General features: G+C 72.5%; 13 protein-coding genes. 11 read left to right on the forward strand and 2 right to left on the reverse strand.

Features of this window, described 5'->3' with window-relative positions; translation table 11 throughout:
• Window positions 1–24 precede the first annotated feature (24 nt).
• Window positions 25–2,202 carry an alpha-ketoacid dehydrogenase subunit alpha/beta gene (locus ABD249_RS03075; RefSeq protein ID WP_344340178.1) on the forward strand — a complete coding sequence of 726 codons (2,178 nt, stop codon included), beginning with the start codon at window positions 25–27 and terminating at the stop codon, window positions 2,200–2,202.
• Between the two features lie 19 nt (window positions 2,203–2,221).
• Window positions 2,222–3,619 (forward strand): dihydrolipoamide acetyltransferase family protein, encoded by a 1,398-nt coding sequence (locus ABD249_RS03080; RefSeq protein WP_344340181.1) that lies wholly within the window; start codon window positions 2,222–2,224, stop codon window positions 3,617–3,619.
• Between the two features lie 61 nt (window positions 3,620–3,680).
• On the opposite strand, the gene ABD249_RS03085 is transcribed toward ABD249_RS03080, so the two are convergent.
• The gene (locus ABD249_RS03085; RefSeq protein WP_344340183.1) at window positions 3,681–4,706 is read right to left on the reverse strand and encodes an ATP-dependent 6-phosphofructokinase; all 1,026 of its coding nucleotides are present in this window, start codon (window positions 4,704–4,706) and stop codon (window positions 3,681–3,683) included.
• Between the two features lie 237 nt (window positions 4,707–4,943).
• On the opposite strand from ABD249_RS03085, the gene ABD249_RS03090 reads away from it, so the two are divergent.
• The 7 genes from ABD249_RS03090 to ABD249_RS03120 all read left to right on the forward strand — a co-directional run bounded on the left by ABD249_RS03090 (window position 4,944) and on the right by ABD249_RS03120 (window position 12,440).
• On the forward strand, window positions 4,944–6,035 hold the full coding sequence (locus ABD249_RS03090) for a BMP family lipoprotein (RefSeq protein WP_344340185.1): 1,092 nt from the start codon (window positions 4,944–4,946) through the stop codon (window positions 6,033–6,035).
• Window positions 6,036–6,154: 119 nt separating this feature from the next.
• Window positions 6,155–7,657 (forward strand): ABC transporter ATP-binding protein, encoded by a 1,503-nt coding sequence (locus ABD249_RS03095; RefSeq protein ID WP_344340186.1) that lies wholly within the window; start codon window positions 6,155–6,157, stop codon window positions 7,655–7,657.
• A complete protein-coding gene (locus tag ABD249_RS03100) occupies window positions 7,654–9,030 on the forward strand; it encodes an ABC transporter permease (RefSeq protein WP_344340189.1) in 1,377 nt (458 codons plus the stop codon). Before ABD249_RS03095 ends, ABD249_RS03100 begins: the two co-directional genes overlap by 4 nt.
• A complete protein-coding gene (locus ABD249_RS03105) occupies window positions 9,027–10,349 on the forward strand; it encodes an ABC transporter permease (RefSeq protein WP_344340191.1) in 1,323 nt (440 codons plus the stop codon). Before ABD249_RS03100 ends, ABD249_RS03105 begins: the two co-directional genes overlap by 4 nt.
• Entirely contained in the window at window positions 10,346–10,783 is a 438-nt protein-coding gene (locus tag ABD249_RS03110; RefSeq protein WP_344340193.1) for a cytidine deaminase, read from the forward strand. Before ABD249_RS03105 ends, ABD249_RS03110 begins: the two co-directional genes overlap by 4 nt.
• Before the next feature lie 37 nt (window positions 10,784–10,820).
• Entirely contained in the window at window positions 10,821–12,110 is a 1,290-nt protein-coding gene (locus ABD249_RS03115) for a thymidine phosphorylase (RefSeq protein ID WP_344340195.1), read from the forward strand.
• Window positions 12,111–12,158: 48 nt separating this feature from the next.
• Entirely contained in the window at window positions 12,159–12,440 is a 282-nt protein-coding gene (locus ABD249_RS03120; RefSeq protein WP_344340198.1) for a hypothetical protein, read from the forward strand.
• On the opposite strand, the gene ABD249_RS03125 is transcribed toward ABD249_RS03120, so the two are convergent.
• A complete protein-coding gene (locus ABD249_RS03125) occupies window positions 12,437–13,369 on the reverse strand; it encodes a nucleoside hydrolase (RefSeq protein WP_344340199.1) in 933 nt (310 codons plus the stop codon). The two genes, ABD249_RS03120 and ABD249_RS03125, sit on opposite strands and share 4 nt — an antisense overlap.
• Window positions 13,370–13,470: 101 nt before the next feature.
• Between ABD249_RS03125 and ABD249_RS03130 the strand changes: the two genes are divergently transcribed.
• Both ABD249_RS03130 and ABD249_RS03135 read left to right on the forward strand, forming a co-directional pair.
• Entirely contained in the window at window positions 13,471–14,574 is a 1,104-nt protein-coding gene (locus ABD249_RS03130; RefSeq protein ID WP_344340202.1) for an adenosine deaminase, read from the forward strand.
• Window positions 14,571–15,017, forward strand: coding sequence for a PTS sugar transporter subunit IIA (locus ABD249_RS03135; protein WP_344340204.1), 447 nt, complete (start codon window positions 14,571–14,573; stop codon window positions 15,015–15,017). Before ABD249_RS03130 ends, ABD249_RS03135 begins: the two co-directional genes overlap by 4 nt.
• Window positions 15,018–15,097: the final 80 nt, after the last annotated feature.

The raw sequence follows: 15,097 nt of genomic DNA on the forward strand, positions 1-15,097 counted from the left end.
CCGATTCATCGAGGATGAGGATCCATGGCCAAGACGATCTCGCTGAAGCCCGCCGCTCCGTGGGTGGAGCTCCGCACGACCAAGGCCGACTGGGATGCCGCCGATCCGGCGCTCCTCGAGACCATGCTCGTGCAGCTGCACCTCATCCGCGCCTTCGAGGAGTACGTCCTCGAGCTCGCGGGGCAGAAGCTCATCAACGGGCCCGCGCACTCGTCGATCGGGCAGGAGGGCGGCGCCGTCGGCAGCGCGCTCTCGCTCGTGACGGCCGACCAGGTGAACGGCTCGCACCGCGGCCACCACCAGTTCCTCGCCAAGGCCTTCGGCCACGTCCAGCCCGACGGGTTCGGAGCGCGCGAGGCCATCGGCGAGCCGGTGCGCGACATCCTCTACCGCGCGCTCTCGGAGATCGCCGGGCTCAAGGACGGCTACTGCAAGGGCCGCGGCGGCTCGATGCACCTCCAGTGGACCGAGGCCGGTGCCATGGGCACGAACGCGATCGTCGGCGGCGCCGTGCCGTTCGCGGTCGGATTCGCGTGGGCCCACGCCCACCAGGGCACCGACAACGTCTCGGTGACCTACTTCGGCGACGGCGCCGTCAACATCGGCTCGGTGCTCGAGTCCTTCAACCTCGCCGCGGCGTGGAAGACGCCGACGTGCTTCTTCATCGAGAACAACCAGTACGCCGTGTCGACGAACGTCGACGAGGCGACGGGGGAGGCGCGCCTGTCCGGCCGCGGCCTCGGCTTCGGCATCGCCTCGTGGCGCGTCGACGGCCAGGACACCCTCGCGGTGCACCTCGCGATGCAGCAGGCCGTCGACCACATGCGCGCCGGCAAGGGCCCGACGGTCGTCGAGGTCGACACCTACCGCTACTTCCACCAGAACGGACCGTTCCCCGGCAGCGCCTTCGGCTACCGGTCGAAGGACGAGGAGAAGGCCTGGCGCGAGCGCGACCCGATCGCGATCGTCGAGGGCCACCTCACGCGCCGAGGCATCCTGACGGCCGACGAGGCCAAGGAGGTCCGCGCACGCGCGAAGTCCGTCATGGCCGAGATCGGCGACCGCGTCGTCGAGCCCGACCCGAACGGCAAGCCGGGCCAGCTGCGCATCCGCGAGGAGCTGTGGCCGAGCCCCGAGTTCCTCGACTACGGCATCCGCGGCGACATCCCCGAGATCACGGACGTCGCCGTCAAGGAGAACGCGGAGTTCGGTGCCGACGAGCTCGAGGACGCCAAGTTCGTCGACGTCATCGCCGACGTCATGCACCGCCGCATGTCGCAGGACGACTCGATCGTCGTGCTCGGCGAGGACGTCCACCGGCTGAACGGCGGCTCGCGCGGCGCCACGAAGGGCCTCGCGGACGACTTCCCCGACCGCACGCTCGGCACGCCCATCAGCGAGAACGCCTTCACGGGCTTCGGCGGCGGCCTCGCGCTCGACGGTCGCCACTACCCGGTCATCGAGCTCATGTACGCCGACTTCCTCTGGGTCGCGGCCGACCAGCTGTTCAACCAGATCGGCAAGGCGCGCCACATGTTCGGCGGCGACCACGCCATGCCGCTCATGCTGCGCATCAAGATCGGCACGAACACCGGCTACGGCTCGCAGCACTCGATGGACCCGGCGGGCATCCTCGCCACGAGCGTCGGCTGGCGCATCATCGCCCCGTCGTCGCCGCTCGACTACGTGGGCCTCGTGAACACGGCCATGCGCCTCGGCGACCCCGTCGCCGTGCTCGAGCACGACGCCGACCTCTACAAGTCGGTCGGGCCCGCCCCGAAGGACCTCGACTACTGCCTGCCGTTCGGCAAGGCGGCCGTGCGCCGCGAGGGCGAGCAGGCGACCGTCATCTCGTACCTGTCGATGGTGCAGCGCGCCCTCGACGCCGTCGAGTCGTCCGGCATCGACGGCGAGGTCATCGACCTGCGGTGGCTCGACCGCGCGAGCGTCGACTGGGACACGATCGGCGAGTCCATCCGCAAGACGAACCGCGTCGTCATCGTCGAGCAGGGCTCGGAGGGCACGTCGTACGGCGGCTGGCTCTCGGACGAGATCCAGCGTCGCTTCTTCGACTGGCTCGACGCCCCCGTCACCCGCGTCCAGGGCTCGGAGTCGTCGCCGTCGATCTCGAAGGTGCTCGAGAAGGCCGCCCTCGCCCACACGTCCGACATCGTCGACGCGCTCCGCGCCGTCACGGCCTGACCCGAGGAGCCGACACATCATGGCGAAGTTCCTGAGGATGCCCGGCGTCTCCGCCGACTCCGACGAGGCGGTCCTCGAGGCCTGGCTCGTCGAGGCCGGCGCGACCGTCGCGGCGGGCGAGGCGATCGCATCCGTCGAGACCGAGAAGGCCGTCGTCGACATCGAGGTCGACGAGGAGTCCGTCATCCACGTGCTGCTCGTCGAGTCGGGCGACACCGTGCCCGTCGGCGACCCGATCGCGGTGCTGCTCGCGCCCGGCGAGGACGCGAGCGCGGGCGACGCCCTGCAGGCGCAGCTCGGCGGCGCGTCCGCGGCGGCCGCGCCCGCGGCCGAGGAGCCGGTCGTCGACCAGCTCGAGGCGAAGGAGGCCGTCGAGGTCGAGGACACGACCGTCGACGTGCCGGACCCCTCCCAGCAGGAGGAGCCCGCGCCCGCCGCCGAGCCTGCTCCCGCCGCCGAGGTCGCTCCCGCGGCCGCCGCCGCGCCCTCCGAGGCCCCCTCGGGCGAGCGCCGCTTCGCGAGCCCGCTCGCGCGCAGGCTCGCGAAGGAGCGCGGCATCGACATCCAGTCGCTGCAGGGCTCGGGCCCCGGCGGCCGCATCGTGCGCGCCGACGTCGAGGGCGCCGAGGCTCCCGCAGCCGCCGCGGCTGCGCCCGCGCAGGCGCCGGCAGCACCGGCTCCTGCCCAGCAGCCGACGCCGACGCAGGCTCCCGCGGCACCCGTCGCGGCGCCCGAGGGCGGCACGGCGACGCCGCACTCGAGGCTGCGGCGGATCATCGCGTCGCGGCTCCAGCAGTCGAAGCGCGAGGCGCCGCACTTCTACCTGCGGCGCGACCTCCGGGTCGACGCGCTGCTCGCGCTGCGCGCCCAGGTCAACGAGGGCTCGCCCGTGCGCGTCTCCGTCAACGACCTGTTCGTGAAGGCCGCGGCCAGGGCGCTCGTCGACGTGCCCGAGATGAACGTCATCTGGACCGACGACGCGGTGGTCTCCTACGCGACGGCCGACATCTCGGTCGCGGTCGCGAGCGACCGCGGTCTCGTGACGCCGACGATCCGCGGCATCGAGGGGCTCTCGCTCACGACGCTGTCGACGCGCATCAAGGATGCGGTCGGCCGGGCGAACGAGGGCCGGCTGCAGCAGTCGGAGCTCGAGGGCGGCACGCTCTCGATCACGAACCTCGGCATGTTCGGCGTCGACGAGTTCGCGGCGATCATCAACCCGCCGCAGGCGGCGATCCTCGCGATCGGCGCGGCGACGAGGCGCCCCGTCGTCGGCGACGACGGCGCGCTCGAGGCCGGCACGGTGCTCACCGTGACGCTCTCCGTCGACCACCGCCCGGTCGACGGCGTCGTGGCGGCCCGCTGGCTCGACCGCCTCGCGCAGCTCGTGGCATCGCCGATGCAGATCCTGCTCTGACCCGCTCGCGACGACGGCCCCGCACCGGATGGTGCGGGGCCGTCGTCGTGCGCGGCGCGGCTCAGCCGAAGAGCGCGGCGGCCTCGTCGTAGCGGTGCTCCGGCACGGTCTTGAGCGCGTCGAGGGCCGCGGCGAAGGGCACGGACGTGATCTCCGTGCCGCGCAGCGACGCCATGCGACCCCACTCGGCACGCCCGACCATGTCGCTCGCCGCCTGCCCGAGGCGGGTCGCGAGCACGCGATCGAACGCCGTGGGCACGCCGCCGCGCTGCACGTGCCCGAGCGTCGCGGCCCGGGTCTCGATGCCGGTCGCGGCCTCGATGCGCGGCGCGATGCGCTCGCCGATGCCGCCGAGCCGCGGCCTGCCGAAGGCGTCGAGGCCGCGCTCGGAGTGCGGATCGTCGGCCTGGTCGAGCAGGAAGCCCTCGGCGACGACGACGAGCGGGGCGCGGCCGCGCTCGCGCGCGCTCGTCACCCAGGCCGCGATCTGCTCGATGGTCGTGCGGCGCTCGGGCACGAGGATCGCGTGCGCGCCCGCGGCGATGCCCGAGTGCAGGGCGATCCAGCCCACGTGCCTGCCCATGACCTCCGCGACCATGCAGCGTCCGTGGGAGTCGCCCGTCGTGCGCAGGCGGTCCATGGCGTCCGTCGCGATCTGCACGGCCGTGTCGAAGCCGAACGTGACGTCGGTGCCGTCGAGGTCGTTGTCGATGGTCTTCGGCACCCCCACGATGGGGATGCCCTCGTCGACGAGCCTGCGCGCGGCGGCGAGCGTGCCCTCGCCGCCGACGGCGATGACGGCGTCGACGCCGTGGGCGGCGAGCACGGCGCGCACGACCTCGGGGCCTGCGCCCTCGCGGTACGGGCTCACGCGGCTCGAGCCGAGGATCGTGCCGCCGTCGCGGGCGATGCCGCGCACCTGCGTGCGGGCGAGGGGCATGGCGTCCCCCTCGACGAGCCCGCGCCAGCCGTCGCGGAAGCCGACGAACTCGTGCCCGTCGACGACGGAGCCGCGCAGCACGGCACCGCGGATCACGGCGTTGAGCCCCGGGGCGTCGCCGCCGGAGGTGAGGATGCCGATGCGCATGAGGCGTGCTCCGATCGCGTCGCGGCTGCTGCGCGCTGGCACCCCCGTGCCGCCGACGCACCGTCGCGTGTACTTGTACGGTCTTGTATAGCGAACATGCCGGGGGGACGCCAGCATCGCGAATGCAACGATCGCGTTTCGACTTCCGCGGATCGACGATCCGCGCCGACGCGCCTGGCTAGGCTGCCCGGTACCCGGCCGATCACGACGGCCACCCCCGTGCACTGGAGGACCCCCTTGAGGAACATTCGGAAGACCGCGCTCGGCGGTCTCGCGACGCTCGGCGTCGCGGCTCTGCTCGCAGGCTGCGCGTCTGCCCCGGAGGAGGGCCCCGCCGAGTCCGGCGAGGCCACGGCGGACATCTCGCCCTGCATCGTGTCCGACTCGGGCGGCTTCAACGACCAGTCGTTCAACCAGCTCGGGCTCGAGGGCCTCGAGGCCGCGGCCGAGGAGCTCGGCGTCGAGTCGAACCAGGCCGAGTCGCAGGCGGAGACCGACTACCAGTCGAACATCGCCAACCTCATCGACAACGGCTGCGACATGATGATCACGGTCGGCTTCCTGCTCGCCGAGGCCACGTCGGCCGCGGCCGAGTCGAACCCCGACGTCAACTTCGCCATCATCGACGACAACTCGATCACGGCCGACAACGTCCAGCCGATCACGTTCGACACGGCGCAGGCCGCGTTCCTCGCCGGCTACGCGGCGGCGGCGTCCTCGCAGACGGGCGTCATCGCGACCTGGGGTGGCATCAACATCCCGCCGGTGACGATCTTCATGGACGGCTTCGTCCTCGGCGCCGAGTACTACAACTCCGAGAACGGCGCAGACGTGCAGGTGCTCGGCTGGGACGTCGAGGCGCAGGACGGCACGTTCGTCGGCGCGTTCGAGGCCGGCCCCGCCGCCAACGCGACGGCCACGACGTTCCTGCAGCAGAACGCCGACATCGTCATGCCCGTGGGCGGCCCGATCTTCCTCTCCGCAGGCGAGGCGATCCGCACGGCGCAGTCCGAGAACCCGGACGTCCGCTACGGCATGATCGGCGTCGACGCCGACCTGTCGCAGACGGCGCCCGAGTACGCCGACCTCTTCGTCACCTCCGTGCTCAAGGGCATGGACGCGGGCGTCGAGGCCGTCGTCCTGGCGGACGCCGCCGGCGAGTTCTCGAGCGACCCGTACGTGGGCACGCTGGAGAACGACGGCGTGGGCATCGCGGGCTTCAACGAGTGGGAGGACCAGGTCCCCGAGGGCCTGGCCGACGAGCTCGAGACGATCCGCACGGCGATCATCGCCGGCGACATCGAGGTCGACTCGCCCTCGTCCCCGTAGGGATCCAGCGCACGTGGGGGTCGGCTTCGCGCCGGCCCCCACGCGTGCGACTACAGTCATGACCCGAGGCGCCGCACCCGGCGCCGCACGTCGACCATCCATCCACCTCAGGAGCGGCGATGACCCTCGAGCTGCGCGGCATCACGAAGCGCTTCGGCTCGCTCACGGCCAACGATCACATCGACCTCACGGTCGAGGCGGGCGAGATCCACTGCCTGCTCGGTGAGAACGGCGCGGGCAAGTCCACGCTCATGAACGTGCTCTACGGCCTCTACCAGGCCGACGAGGGCGAGATCCTGCTCGACGACGTCGTCCAGCGGTTCGCAGGTCCCGGCGACGCCATGCGCGCCGGCATCGGCATGGTCCACCAGCACTTCATGCTCATCCCCGTCTTCACCGTCGCCGAGAACGTGCTCCTCGGCCACGAGAAGGAGCTCGGCGGGCTCGCGGGCGCGAAGCGCCGCGTCGTCGAGATCTCCGAGCGCTTCGGCTTCCAGATCGACCCCGACGCGCGCATCGAGGACCTCCCCGTCGGCGTGCAGCAGCGGGTCGAGATCATCAAGGCGCTCTCCCTCGACGCGAAGGTGCTCGTGTTCGACGAGCCCACCGCGGTGCTCACGCCGCAGGAGACCGACGAGCTCATGACGATCATGCAGCAGCTGCGCGACGAGGGCACGGCGATCGTCTTCATCACGCACAAGCTCCGCGAGGTGCGCGCGATCGCCGACCGCATCACGGTCATCCGGCTCGGGAAGGTCGTCGGCGAGGCGCAGCCCACCGCGACGAGCATCGAGCTCGCCTCGCTCATGGTCGGCCGTCCCGTCGAGCTCACGGTGCACAAGCAGCCGTCGGTGCGCACCGACAACGAGCTCGTCATCGAGCACCTCACCGTCGTCGACGACCAGGGCATCGCCGTCGTCGACGACCTCTCGCTCACGGTGCACGGCGGCGAGGTCGTGTGCATCGCGGGCGTGCAGGGCAACGGCCAGACCGAGCTCACCGAGGCGATCCTCGGCCTGCAGCGGCGCGCGACCGGCAGCATCCGCCTCAACGGCGTCGAGCTGCTCGGGCGCAGCGTGCGCGAGGTGCTCGACACCGGCGTCGGCTTCGTGCCGGAGGACCGCAAGGTCGACGGCCTCGTGGGCGAGTACTCGATCGCCGAGAACCTCATGCTCGACCGCTACCTCGGAGCGCCCTTCGTCTCGCGCGGCACGATCGTGCGTCAGGCGCGCGACGAGTTCGCGCAGGAGCGCCTCGGCGCGTTCGACATCCGTGCGCAGTCGATCCAGACGCCCGTCGGCACGCTCTCGGGCGGCAACCAGCAGAAGGTCGTGCTCGCCCGCGAGCTCTCGCGCCCGCTGCAGCTGTTCGTGGCGTCGCAGCCCACGCGCGGCCTCGACGTCGGCTCGATCGAGTTCGTGCACGCGCAGGTCATCGCGACGCGCGACGCGGGCATCCCCGTGATCGTCGTCTCGACCGAGCTCGACGAGGTCGTCGGGCTCGCAGACCGCATCGCCGTGATGTACGGCGGCGGCATCGTGGGCGTCGTGCCCGCCGAGACGTCGCGCGACGACCTCGGCATCATGATGGCCGGAGAGCTTCCGGAGGGGCTCGCAGCATGAGCGACGACCAGGACCGCCCCGGCGGCACGACCGACGACCAGGACCGGGACGCACCCCTCGCGCCCGAGCAGCCCCGAGCGGGCGGGGCGCCCGCGCTCCACGCCGACGGCGACCGCGAGGTCGTGCACGCCCCGACGGTCGTCGAGGTGCCCGTCGCCGAGACGCAGACGCCCGCGACGCCCGAGGAGCCGCGAGACGAGGACCGCTGGAGCGGCATCGGCCGCGAGATCCTCGGCGGCACGCCCATGGTCTCCCTGCTGGCCGTGCTCGTGGCCTTCGTCGTCGGCGGCGTGCTCATCGCCGCGACCGACGAGACGGTGCAGGAGTCGAGCGGCTACTTCTTCGCCCGGCCCGGCGACACGCTCGGCGCGATCGCGTCGGCGGTCGGCGGCGCCTACTGGGCGCTCTTCCAGGGCTCGATCTTCAACTTCTCGCGGCCGGAGGGAGGCTTCGTCGCCTTCATCCGCCCGCTCACCGAGACGCTGCACTTCGCCGCCCCGCTCATCGCGGCCGGCCTCGGCGTCGCCGTCGCCTTCCGCGTCGGCATGTTCAACATCGGCGGTCGCGGGCAGATGCTCGCCGCCGCGGCCGCGGCGGGCTGGGTCGGCTTCTCCTTCCCGATGCCGCCCGTGCTCCACGTGCTCGTCGCCCTCGTCGCCGGCATGCTCGCCGGCGCGCTGTGGGCCGGCATCGCCGGACTCCTCAAGGCACGCACCGGCGCGCACGAGGTCATCACGACGATCATGCTGAACTTCGTCGCGCTGTGGCTGCTGTCGTACCTCATCCGCACGCCCGGCCTCCTGCAGGCGCCCGGCAGCAACAACCCCATCACGCCCGGCACGCTCGAGTCGGCGCAGCTGCCGCTGCTGCTCGGCGCGCAGTTCAACCTCACGTGGGGCATCGTGCTGTCGGTGCTCGCGGTCGTCGTCGCCTGGTGGCTCATCGAGCGCTCGAGCCTCGGCTTCCGCTTCCGCGCCGTCGGCCTCAACCCGCAGGCCGCGCTGAACGCCGGCATGGACGTCAAGCGCGTCTACGTGCAGGCCATGCTCGTCGCGGGTGCCTTCATGGGTCTCGCCGGCGCGCAGCAGGTGCAGTCGACCGTGACGACGGGCTTCACGTCGGGCATCGACGCCGGCATCGGGTTCGACGCCATCACCGTCGCGCTCCTGGGCCGCTCGAGCCCGTGGGGCACGCTCGCCGCCGGCCTGCTCTTCGGCGCGTTCAAGGCGGGCGGATTCCGCATGCAGGCGGCCGAGGGCGTGCCGATCGACATCGTGCTCGTCGTGCAGTCGGTCATCGTCCTGTGCATCGCGGCGCCGCCGCTCGTGCGCGCCGTGTTCCGCCTGCCCACGCCGAGGGGAGCCGTGCGATGACCACCGTGCAGTCCACGGGACTCGCCGACGCCCCCGGCGCCGGCACGTCGCGGCCGCGCAGCCGCCGCGTCCCCATCACCTACCTCGTCCTCACGGTCGTCGTCGTCCTCGTGCTCGTCGTGCTCGGGCGCGACGGCGAGACGACGCTGCGGCTCTCGACGGGCCAGGACCTCCTGCAGCTGCCCGACGCCGTGCTGCCCGCGCGCATCACGGGCATCGTCGCGGCGATCCTGCTCGCGGCGATGGCCGGCATCGCGATCGCGGCGCACGCCGCGAGGCGTCGCGTGGGCATCTGGCTGCCCGTCGCCTACGGCATCGTCGCCGTCCTCGGCTTCCTCGTCTGGGCGGGTGCGACGAAGACCATCCCGCTGCCCGGCCTCCTCGTGCTGACGGTCGGCCTCTCGGTCCCGCTGATCTTCGGCGCCCTCGGCGGCGTCATCTCCGAGCGCGTCGGCGTCGTGAACATCGCGATCGAGGGCCAGCTGCTCTCGGGCGCCTTCGCGGCCGCCGTCGCCTCGTCCGCCATCGCGTCCGGCCCCATCGGCCAGCTCGGCACGGCGGGCATCCTGCTCGCGGGCCTCGGCGGCCTCGTCGCGGCGATGGTCGCCTCGGTGCTCGTGTCGATGGTGCTCGCGGCGTTCTCGATCAAGTACTACGTCGACCAGGTCATCGTCGGCGTCGTGCTCAACGTGCTCGTGCTCGGCCTGACGAACTTCCTCTACTCGTCGGTGCTCACGAACAGCCCCGAGCTCAACAACCCGGACCGCTTCGACCGCATCCGCATCCCCGGGCTCGCCGACATCCCCATCGTCGGGCCGGCGCTGTTCAACCAGACCCTCATCGTCTACGCGATGTACGTCGCGGTCGTCGTCGTCACGATCGCCCTCTTCCGCACGACGTGGGGCCTGCGGCTGCGCGCGCTCGGCGAGCACCCGCTGGCCGCCGACACCGTCGGCATCCGGGTGAACCGCTGGCGCTTCTGGAACGTGACGCTCGCCGGCGCGATCGTCGGCATCGGCGGCGCGTACTTCACGCTCGACTCGAACGGCTCGTTCCAGCGCGACATGACGAGCGGCCTCGGCTTCATCGCCCTCGCCGCCGTCATCTTCGGCCAGTGGCACCCGGTGAAGGCGACGTTCGCGGCGCTGCTGTTCGGCTTCGCGCAGGCGCTGCAGAACGTGCTGCAGTCGATCGGCTCGGGCGTGCCCAACGAGTTCATGCTCATGCTGCCGTACGTCATCACGATCCTCGCCGTCGCCGGCTTCATCGGTCAGTCGCGGGCGCCCGCCGCGAGCGGCAAGCCCTACATGAAGGCGTGAGCGCCGTGCACGAGACGACCGACGCCGCGCCGATCGACTGGGATGCGCTGCACGCCGCCGCCGTCGCGGCGAACGCCAAGGCGTACGCGCCCTACTCGGGCTTCTCCGTGGGTTGCGCGGCGCTCACCGACGACGGCCGCGTCGTCTCCGGCGCGAACGTCGAGAACGCGGCGTACGGCGTCACGCTGTGCGCCGAGTGCTCGATGGTCTCGGCGCTCGTCATGGACGGCGGCGGTCGCCTGACGGCGTTCGCGTGCGTCGACGGCCACGGCGCGACGCTCATGCCGTGCGGACGCTGCCGGCAGCTGCTGTTCGAGCACGCCGCGCCGGGCATGCTGCTGCAGACCCTCTCGGGCATCCGTACGATCGACGAGGTGCTGCCCGACGCGTTCGGGCCCACGACGCTCGACGCATACCGCGCAGCCGACGCCTGAGGCCATCCGCCTCGCGCGACGAACCCAGGAGGACCCCATGGCAGAGGCGCACGACGTCGTCGACCTCATCCGCACGAAGCGCGACCACGGCGTGCTCGCGACCGACGAGATCGACTGGCTCGTCGACGCGTACACGCGCGGCTACGTCGAGGACGCGCAGATGGCGGCCCTCGCGATGGCGATCCTGCTGAACGGCATGGAGCGCCGCGAGATCCACGACCTCACGCAGGCGATGATCGCCTCCGGCGAGCGCATGGACTTCTCGTCGCTGCCCATGCCGACGGTCGACAAGCACTCCACCGGCGGCGTCGGCGACAAGATCACGCTGCCGCTCATGCCGCTCGTCGCCGCCTTCGGCGTCGCGGTGCCGCAGCTCTCCGGTCGCGGCCTCGGCCACACGGGCGGCACGCTCGACAAGCTCGAGTCGATCCCGGGATGGCGTGCGGCGCTGTCGAACGAGGAGATGCTCGCGCAGCTCGCCGACGTCGGCGGCGTCATCTGCGCGGCCGGATCGGGCCTCGCGCCCGCCGACAAGCGCCTGTACGCGCTGCGCGACATCACGGGCACCGTCGAGGCGATCCCGCTCATCGCGTCGTCGATCATGTCGAAGAAGATCGCCGAGGGCACGGGCGCGCTCGTGCTCGACGTGAAGTTCGGCTCCGGCGCCTTCATGCGCGAGGAGGAGCGGGCGCGCGAGCTCGCCGAGACGATGGTCGCGCTCGGCACCGACGCCGGCGTCGACACGCGCGCGCTGCTCACGAGCATGGACGTGCCGCTCGGGCTCGCGATCGGCAACGCCAACGAGGTGCGCGAGTCGGTCGAGGTGCTCGCAGGCGGCGGACCCGCCGACGTCGTCGAGCTCACCGTCGCGCTCGCGCGCGAGATGCTCGCGGCCGTCGGCCAGCCCGACGCCGACGTCGAGGCCGCGCTCGCCGACGGTCGCGCCATGGATCGCTGGCGACGGTTCGTCGTCGCGCAGGGCGGCGACCCGGACGCGGCGCTGCCGACGCCGCGCGAGCGGCACACGGTCGTCGCCGAGTCGGACGGCGTGCTCGCCCGGCAGGACGCCCTGCCGTTCGGCGTCGCCGCCTGGCGGCTCGGCGCGGGCAGGGCGCGCGCGACCGACGACGTCGTGCACGCCGCCGGCATCGACCTGCACGTCAAGCCGGGCGACGCCGTGCGCGCGGGCGACGCGCTCTGGACGCTCTCGGCCGACGACGCCTCGCGCTTCGACCGTGCGCTCGCCTCGCTCGAGGGCGCCTGGGAGATCGCGCCCGCCGGCACGACCGTCGACCGCCTGCCGATCGTGCGCGACCGCATCGTCTGACGACGACGCATGCAGCGCACGTGAAGCGAGCGGCGCGATGATGGAGCCATGACGCAGCCCCAGACCTCCCTCGCCCCGTCGAAGACGTGGAGCATCACGAGCCTCATCCTCGGCATCGTGTCCCTGGCCTTCGGCTACACGCTCCTCGTGCCCATCGCCGGCATCGTCGTCGGCGTCATGGCGAAGTCGCGCGAGCCGCACGCGCGCGGCATGGCGAACTGGGGCATCGGCCTCTCGATCGCAGCGATCGTGCTCGGCATCCTGCTCGTGGTGCTCTTCGGCGGCCTGATCCTCGCCGGCCTCGGCCTCGGCGCGGTCTCCTCGACCTAGGCCAGGCGCGCGAGCGCGTCGACGACGTGCCCCCACATGCGGGGCGCGTCGAGCCCGAGCGCGACGCTCGTGACGCACGACGCCGGCGCCGGATGGCGGAGGTCGACGACCGTCTGGCCGGTCGTGAGCTCGCCGTGCAGCTCGACCGCGATCGGCGCGCTGCGCACGGTCATGCATCCCGGGTCGACGACGTAGGCGACGGCGCACACGTCGTGGACGGGCGGCCACTCGAAGCCCTGCTCGCGGTACGTGCCGCGGAAGAACTCGAGCAGCTCGAGCGTGAACGCGGCGGGTGCGCCGTCGACCGCCGCGATGGCGTCGAGCACCGACCGGTCGGCGAGCGCCTGGTGCGTGAGGTCGAGGCCGACCATGACGACGGGCCAGCCCGCCTCGAGCACGATCCGCACGGCCTCCGGGTCGATGGCCGCGTTGTACTCGGCGACGGGGGAGAGGTTGCCGCCGTGCGCGGCGCCGCCCATCCAGACGACCTCGCGCACGCGCTCGGCGATGCGCGGCTCGCGCCGCACGGCGAGCGCGAGGTTCGTCAGCGCACCCGTGGGGACGAGGGTGATCTCGCCCGGCGCGGCGGCCATGATCGTCTCGACGATGAGGTCGACGGCGTGGCGCGCGTCGAGCGCGACCGTCGGCGCGGGCAGCTCGGGACCGTCGAGGCCCGACTCGCCGTGGTACTCCGGGGCGACGACCTGCTCGCGCACGAGCGGCCGCTCGGCGCCGGCGGCGAACGGCACGTCCTCGATCCGCGCGATCGTGCCGACGGCGAGCGCGTTGCGCGTCACCTTCTCGAGGGTCTGGTTGCCGGCGACGGTCGTGACGGCGACGAGGTCGATCTCGGGCGATCCTGCGGCGAGCAGCAGCGCGATGGCGTCGTCGTGGCCGGGATCGCAGTCGAGGATGATGCGGCGGGGCATGCCCTCAGCGTATGCGGGGACCCGCGTCGTCACGGACGCGCCGACGACGGCACGCGGGCGCCCGAGTCCGTAGGATCGGGGGGACGGATCTGGAGGACGACGTGGACCGCATCCTGCTCGACGGCGTGGACATCGGCGCGCTGCCCAAGGTGAGCCTGCACGACCATCTCGACGGCGGCCTCCGCCCGCAGACGATCGTCGAGCTCGCCGACGAGATCGGCCTGCGGCTGCCGGCCGCCGGCGCCGAGGCGCTCGGCGACTGGTTCGCGGAGTCGGCCGACTCCGGCTCGCTCGTCGACTACCTGAAGACGTTCGACGTCACGACGGGCGTCATGCAGACCGAGGGCGCGCTCGTGCGCATCGCCCGCGAGTTCGTGCTCGACCTCGCCGACGACGGCGTCGTCCACGGCGAGATCCGCTGGGCGCCCGAGCAGCACCTCGCGCGGGGCCTGTCGCTCGACGGCGCCGTCGAGGCGGTGCAGGCGGGCCTCGACGAGGGCGTCGCGCTCGTGCGCTCGCACGGCCGTCGCATCCAGGTGGGCCAGCTCGTCTCCGCCATGCGCCACCTCGACCGCTGGACGGAGATCGCCGAGCTCGCGATCCGCCACCGCGACCGCGGCGTCGTCGGCTTCGACATCGCCGGCCCCGAGGATGGCTTCCCGCCCTCGCGCCACTCCGAGGCGTTCGACCTCCTGGCACGGGCGCACATGCCCGTCACGGTGCACGCGGGGGAGGCGGCGGGCATCGAGTCGATCCGCGACGCGCTCTTCGCCGGTCGCGCGCTGCGCATCGGGCACGGCGTCCGGATCGCCGAGGACATCGAGGTCGACGACCGCGGCGACGACCTGCTCGTCGAGCTCGGTGCGACGGCCGAGTGGGTGCGCTCGCGGCAGATCCCGCTCGAGCTCAGCCCGTCCTCCAACCTGCAGACCGGTGCGATCGCGGCGTTCGGCGACGAGATCGAGGACCACCCCTTCGACATGCTCTACCAGCTCGGCTTCCGGGTGACCGTGAACACCGACAACCGCCTGCAGTCGGACACGTCGCTCACGCGCGAGCTCGGCCTGCTCGCCGAGGCGTTCGACTACGGCCTCGACGACCTCGAGCAGCTGCAGGTGAACGCGGCGCGCTCGGCGTTCCTCCCCGTGGAGGAGCGCGACGACCTCGTCGAGCACATCGCGGACGTGTTCGACGAGCTGCGATGACGCTCGACATCCTCGAGGACGCGACCTTCTCGCCCGGCGTCGCCGCGGCGACGTGGGAGGACGCGGTGCGAGCCGCCGGCCGCGACCTCGTGCACGCGCGCGCCGTCGGGCCCGCGTACGTCGACGAGATGGTGCGGCTCATCGAGGACGGCGGCCCGTGGTGCGTCGTCGCCCCCGGCATCGCCCTGCCGCACGCGCGGCCGAGCGCGGTCGTGCGTCGACCGGCCGCGGCGATCGTGACGCTGCGGGAGCCCGTCGCCTTCGGCCACGCCCACAACGACCCGGTGCGCGTCGTCATCGCGCTGTCGTCCACGACGCAGTCGGAGCACGTGCTCGTGCTCGCCGACCTCGCGGTGCACCTCGACCGCGAGGGCGTCGTCGACGCGATCGCGCAGGCGCGCACCCGCGACGAGGCCATCGCCGCCATCGAGGGCCCGGCATGAGGATCGTGACGGTGTGCGGCGCGGGCGTCGGCACGAGCGCGATCCTCGCGACGACCGTGCGTCGTGCGCTGCGGCGGCTC

It is taken from the genome of Agrococcus versicolor (assembly GCF_039531815.1).
GTDB lineage: Bacteria > Actinomycetota > Actinomycetes > Actinomycetales > Microbacteriaceae > Agrococcus > Agrococcus versicolor.

Coding starts and splice junctions, on each gene's coding strand:
- ABD249_RS03085 (WP_344340183.1), bottom strand. CDS start 4,706: ATGCGCATCGGCATCCTCACCTCCGGCGGCGACGCCCCGGGGCTCAAC.
- ABD249_RS03135 (WP_344340204.1), top strand. CDS start 14,571: ATGACGCTCGACATCCTCGAGGACGCGACCTTCTCGCCCGGCGTCGCC.
- ABD249_RS03115 (WP_344340195.1), top strand. CDS start 10,821: ATGGCAGAGGCGCACGACGTCGTCGACCTCATCCGCACGAAGCGCGAC.
- ABD249_RS03080 (WP_344340181.1), top strand. CDS start 2,222: ATGGCGAAGTTCCTGAGGATGCCCGGCGTCTCCGCCGACTCCGACGAG.
- ABD249_RS03100 (WP_344340189.1), top strand. CDS start 7,654: ATGAGCGACGACCAGGACCGCCCCGGCGGCACGACCGACGACCAGGAC.
- ABD249_RS03075 (WP_344340178.1), top strand. CDS start 25: ATGGCCAAGACGATCTCGCTGAAGCCCGCCGCTCCGTGGGTGGAGCTC.
- ABD249_RS03120 (WP_344340198.1), top strand. CDS start 12,159: ATGACGCAGCCCCAGACCTCCCTCGCCCCGTCGAAGACGTGGAGCATC.
- ABD249_RS03095 (WP_344340186.1), top strand. CDS start 6,155: ATGACCCTCGAGCTGCGCGGCATCACGAAGCGCTTCGGCTCGCTCACG.
- ABD249_RS03125 (WP_344340199.1), bottom strand. CDS start 13,369: ATGCCCCGCCGCATCATCCTCGACTGCGATCCCGGCCACGACGACGCC.
- ABD249_RS03105 (WP_344340191.1), top strand. CDS start 9,027: ATGACCACCGTGCAGTCCACGGGACTCGCCGACGCCCCCGGCGCCGGC.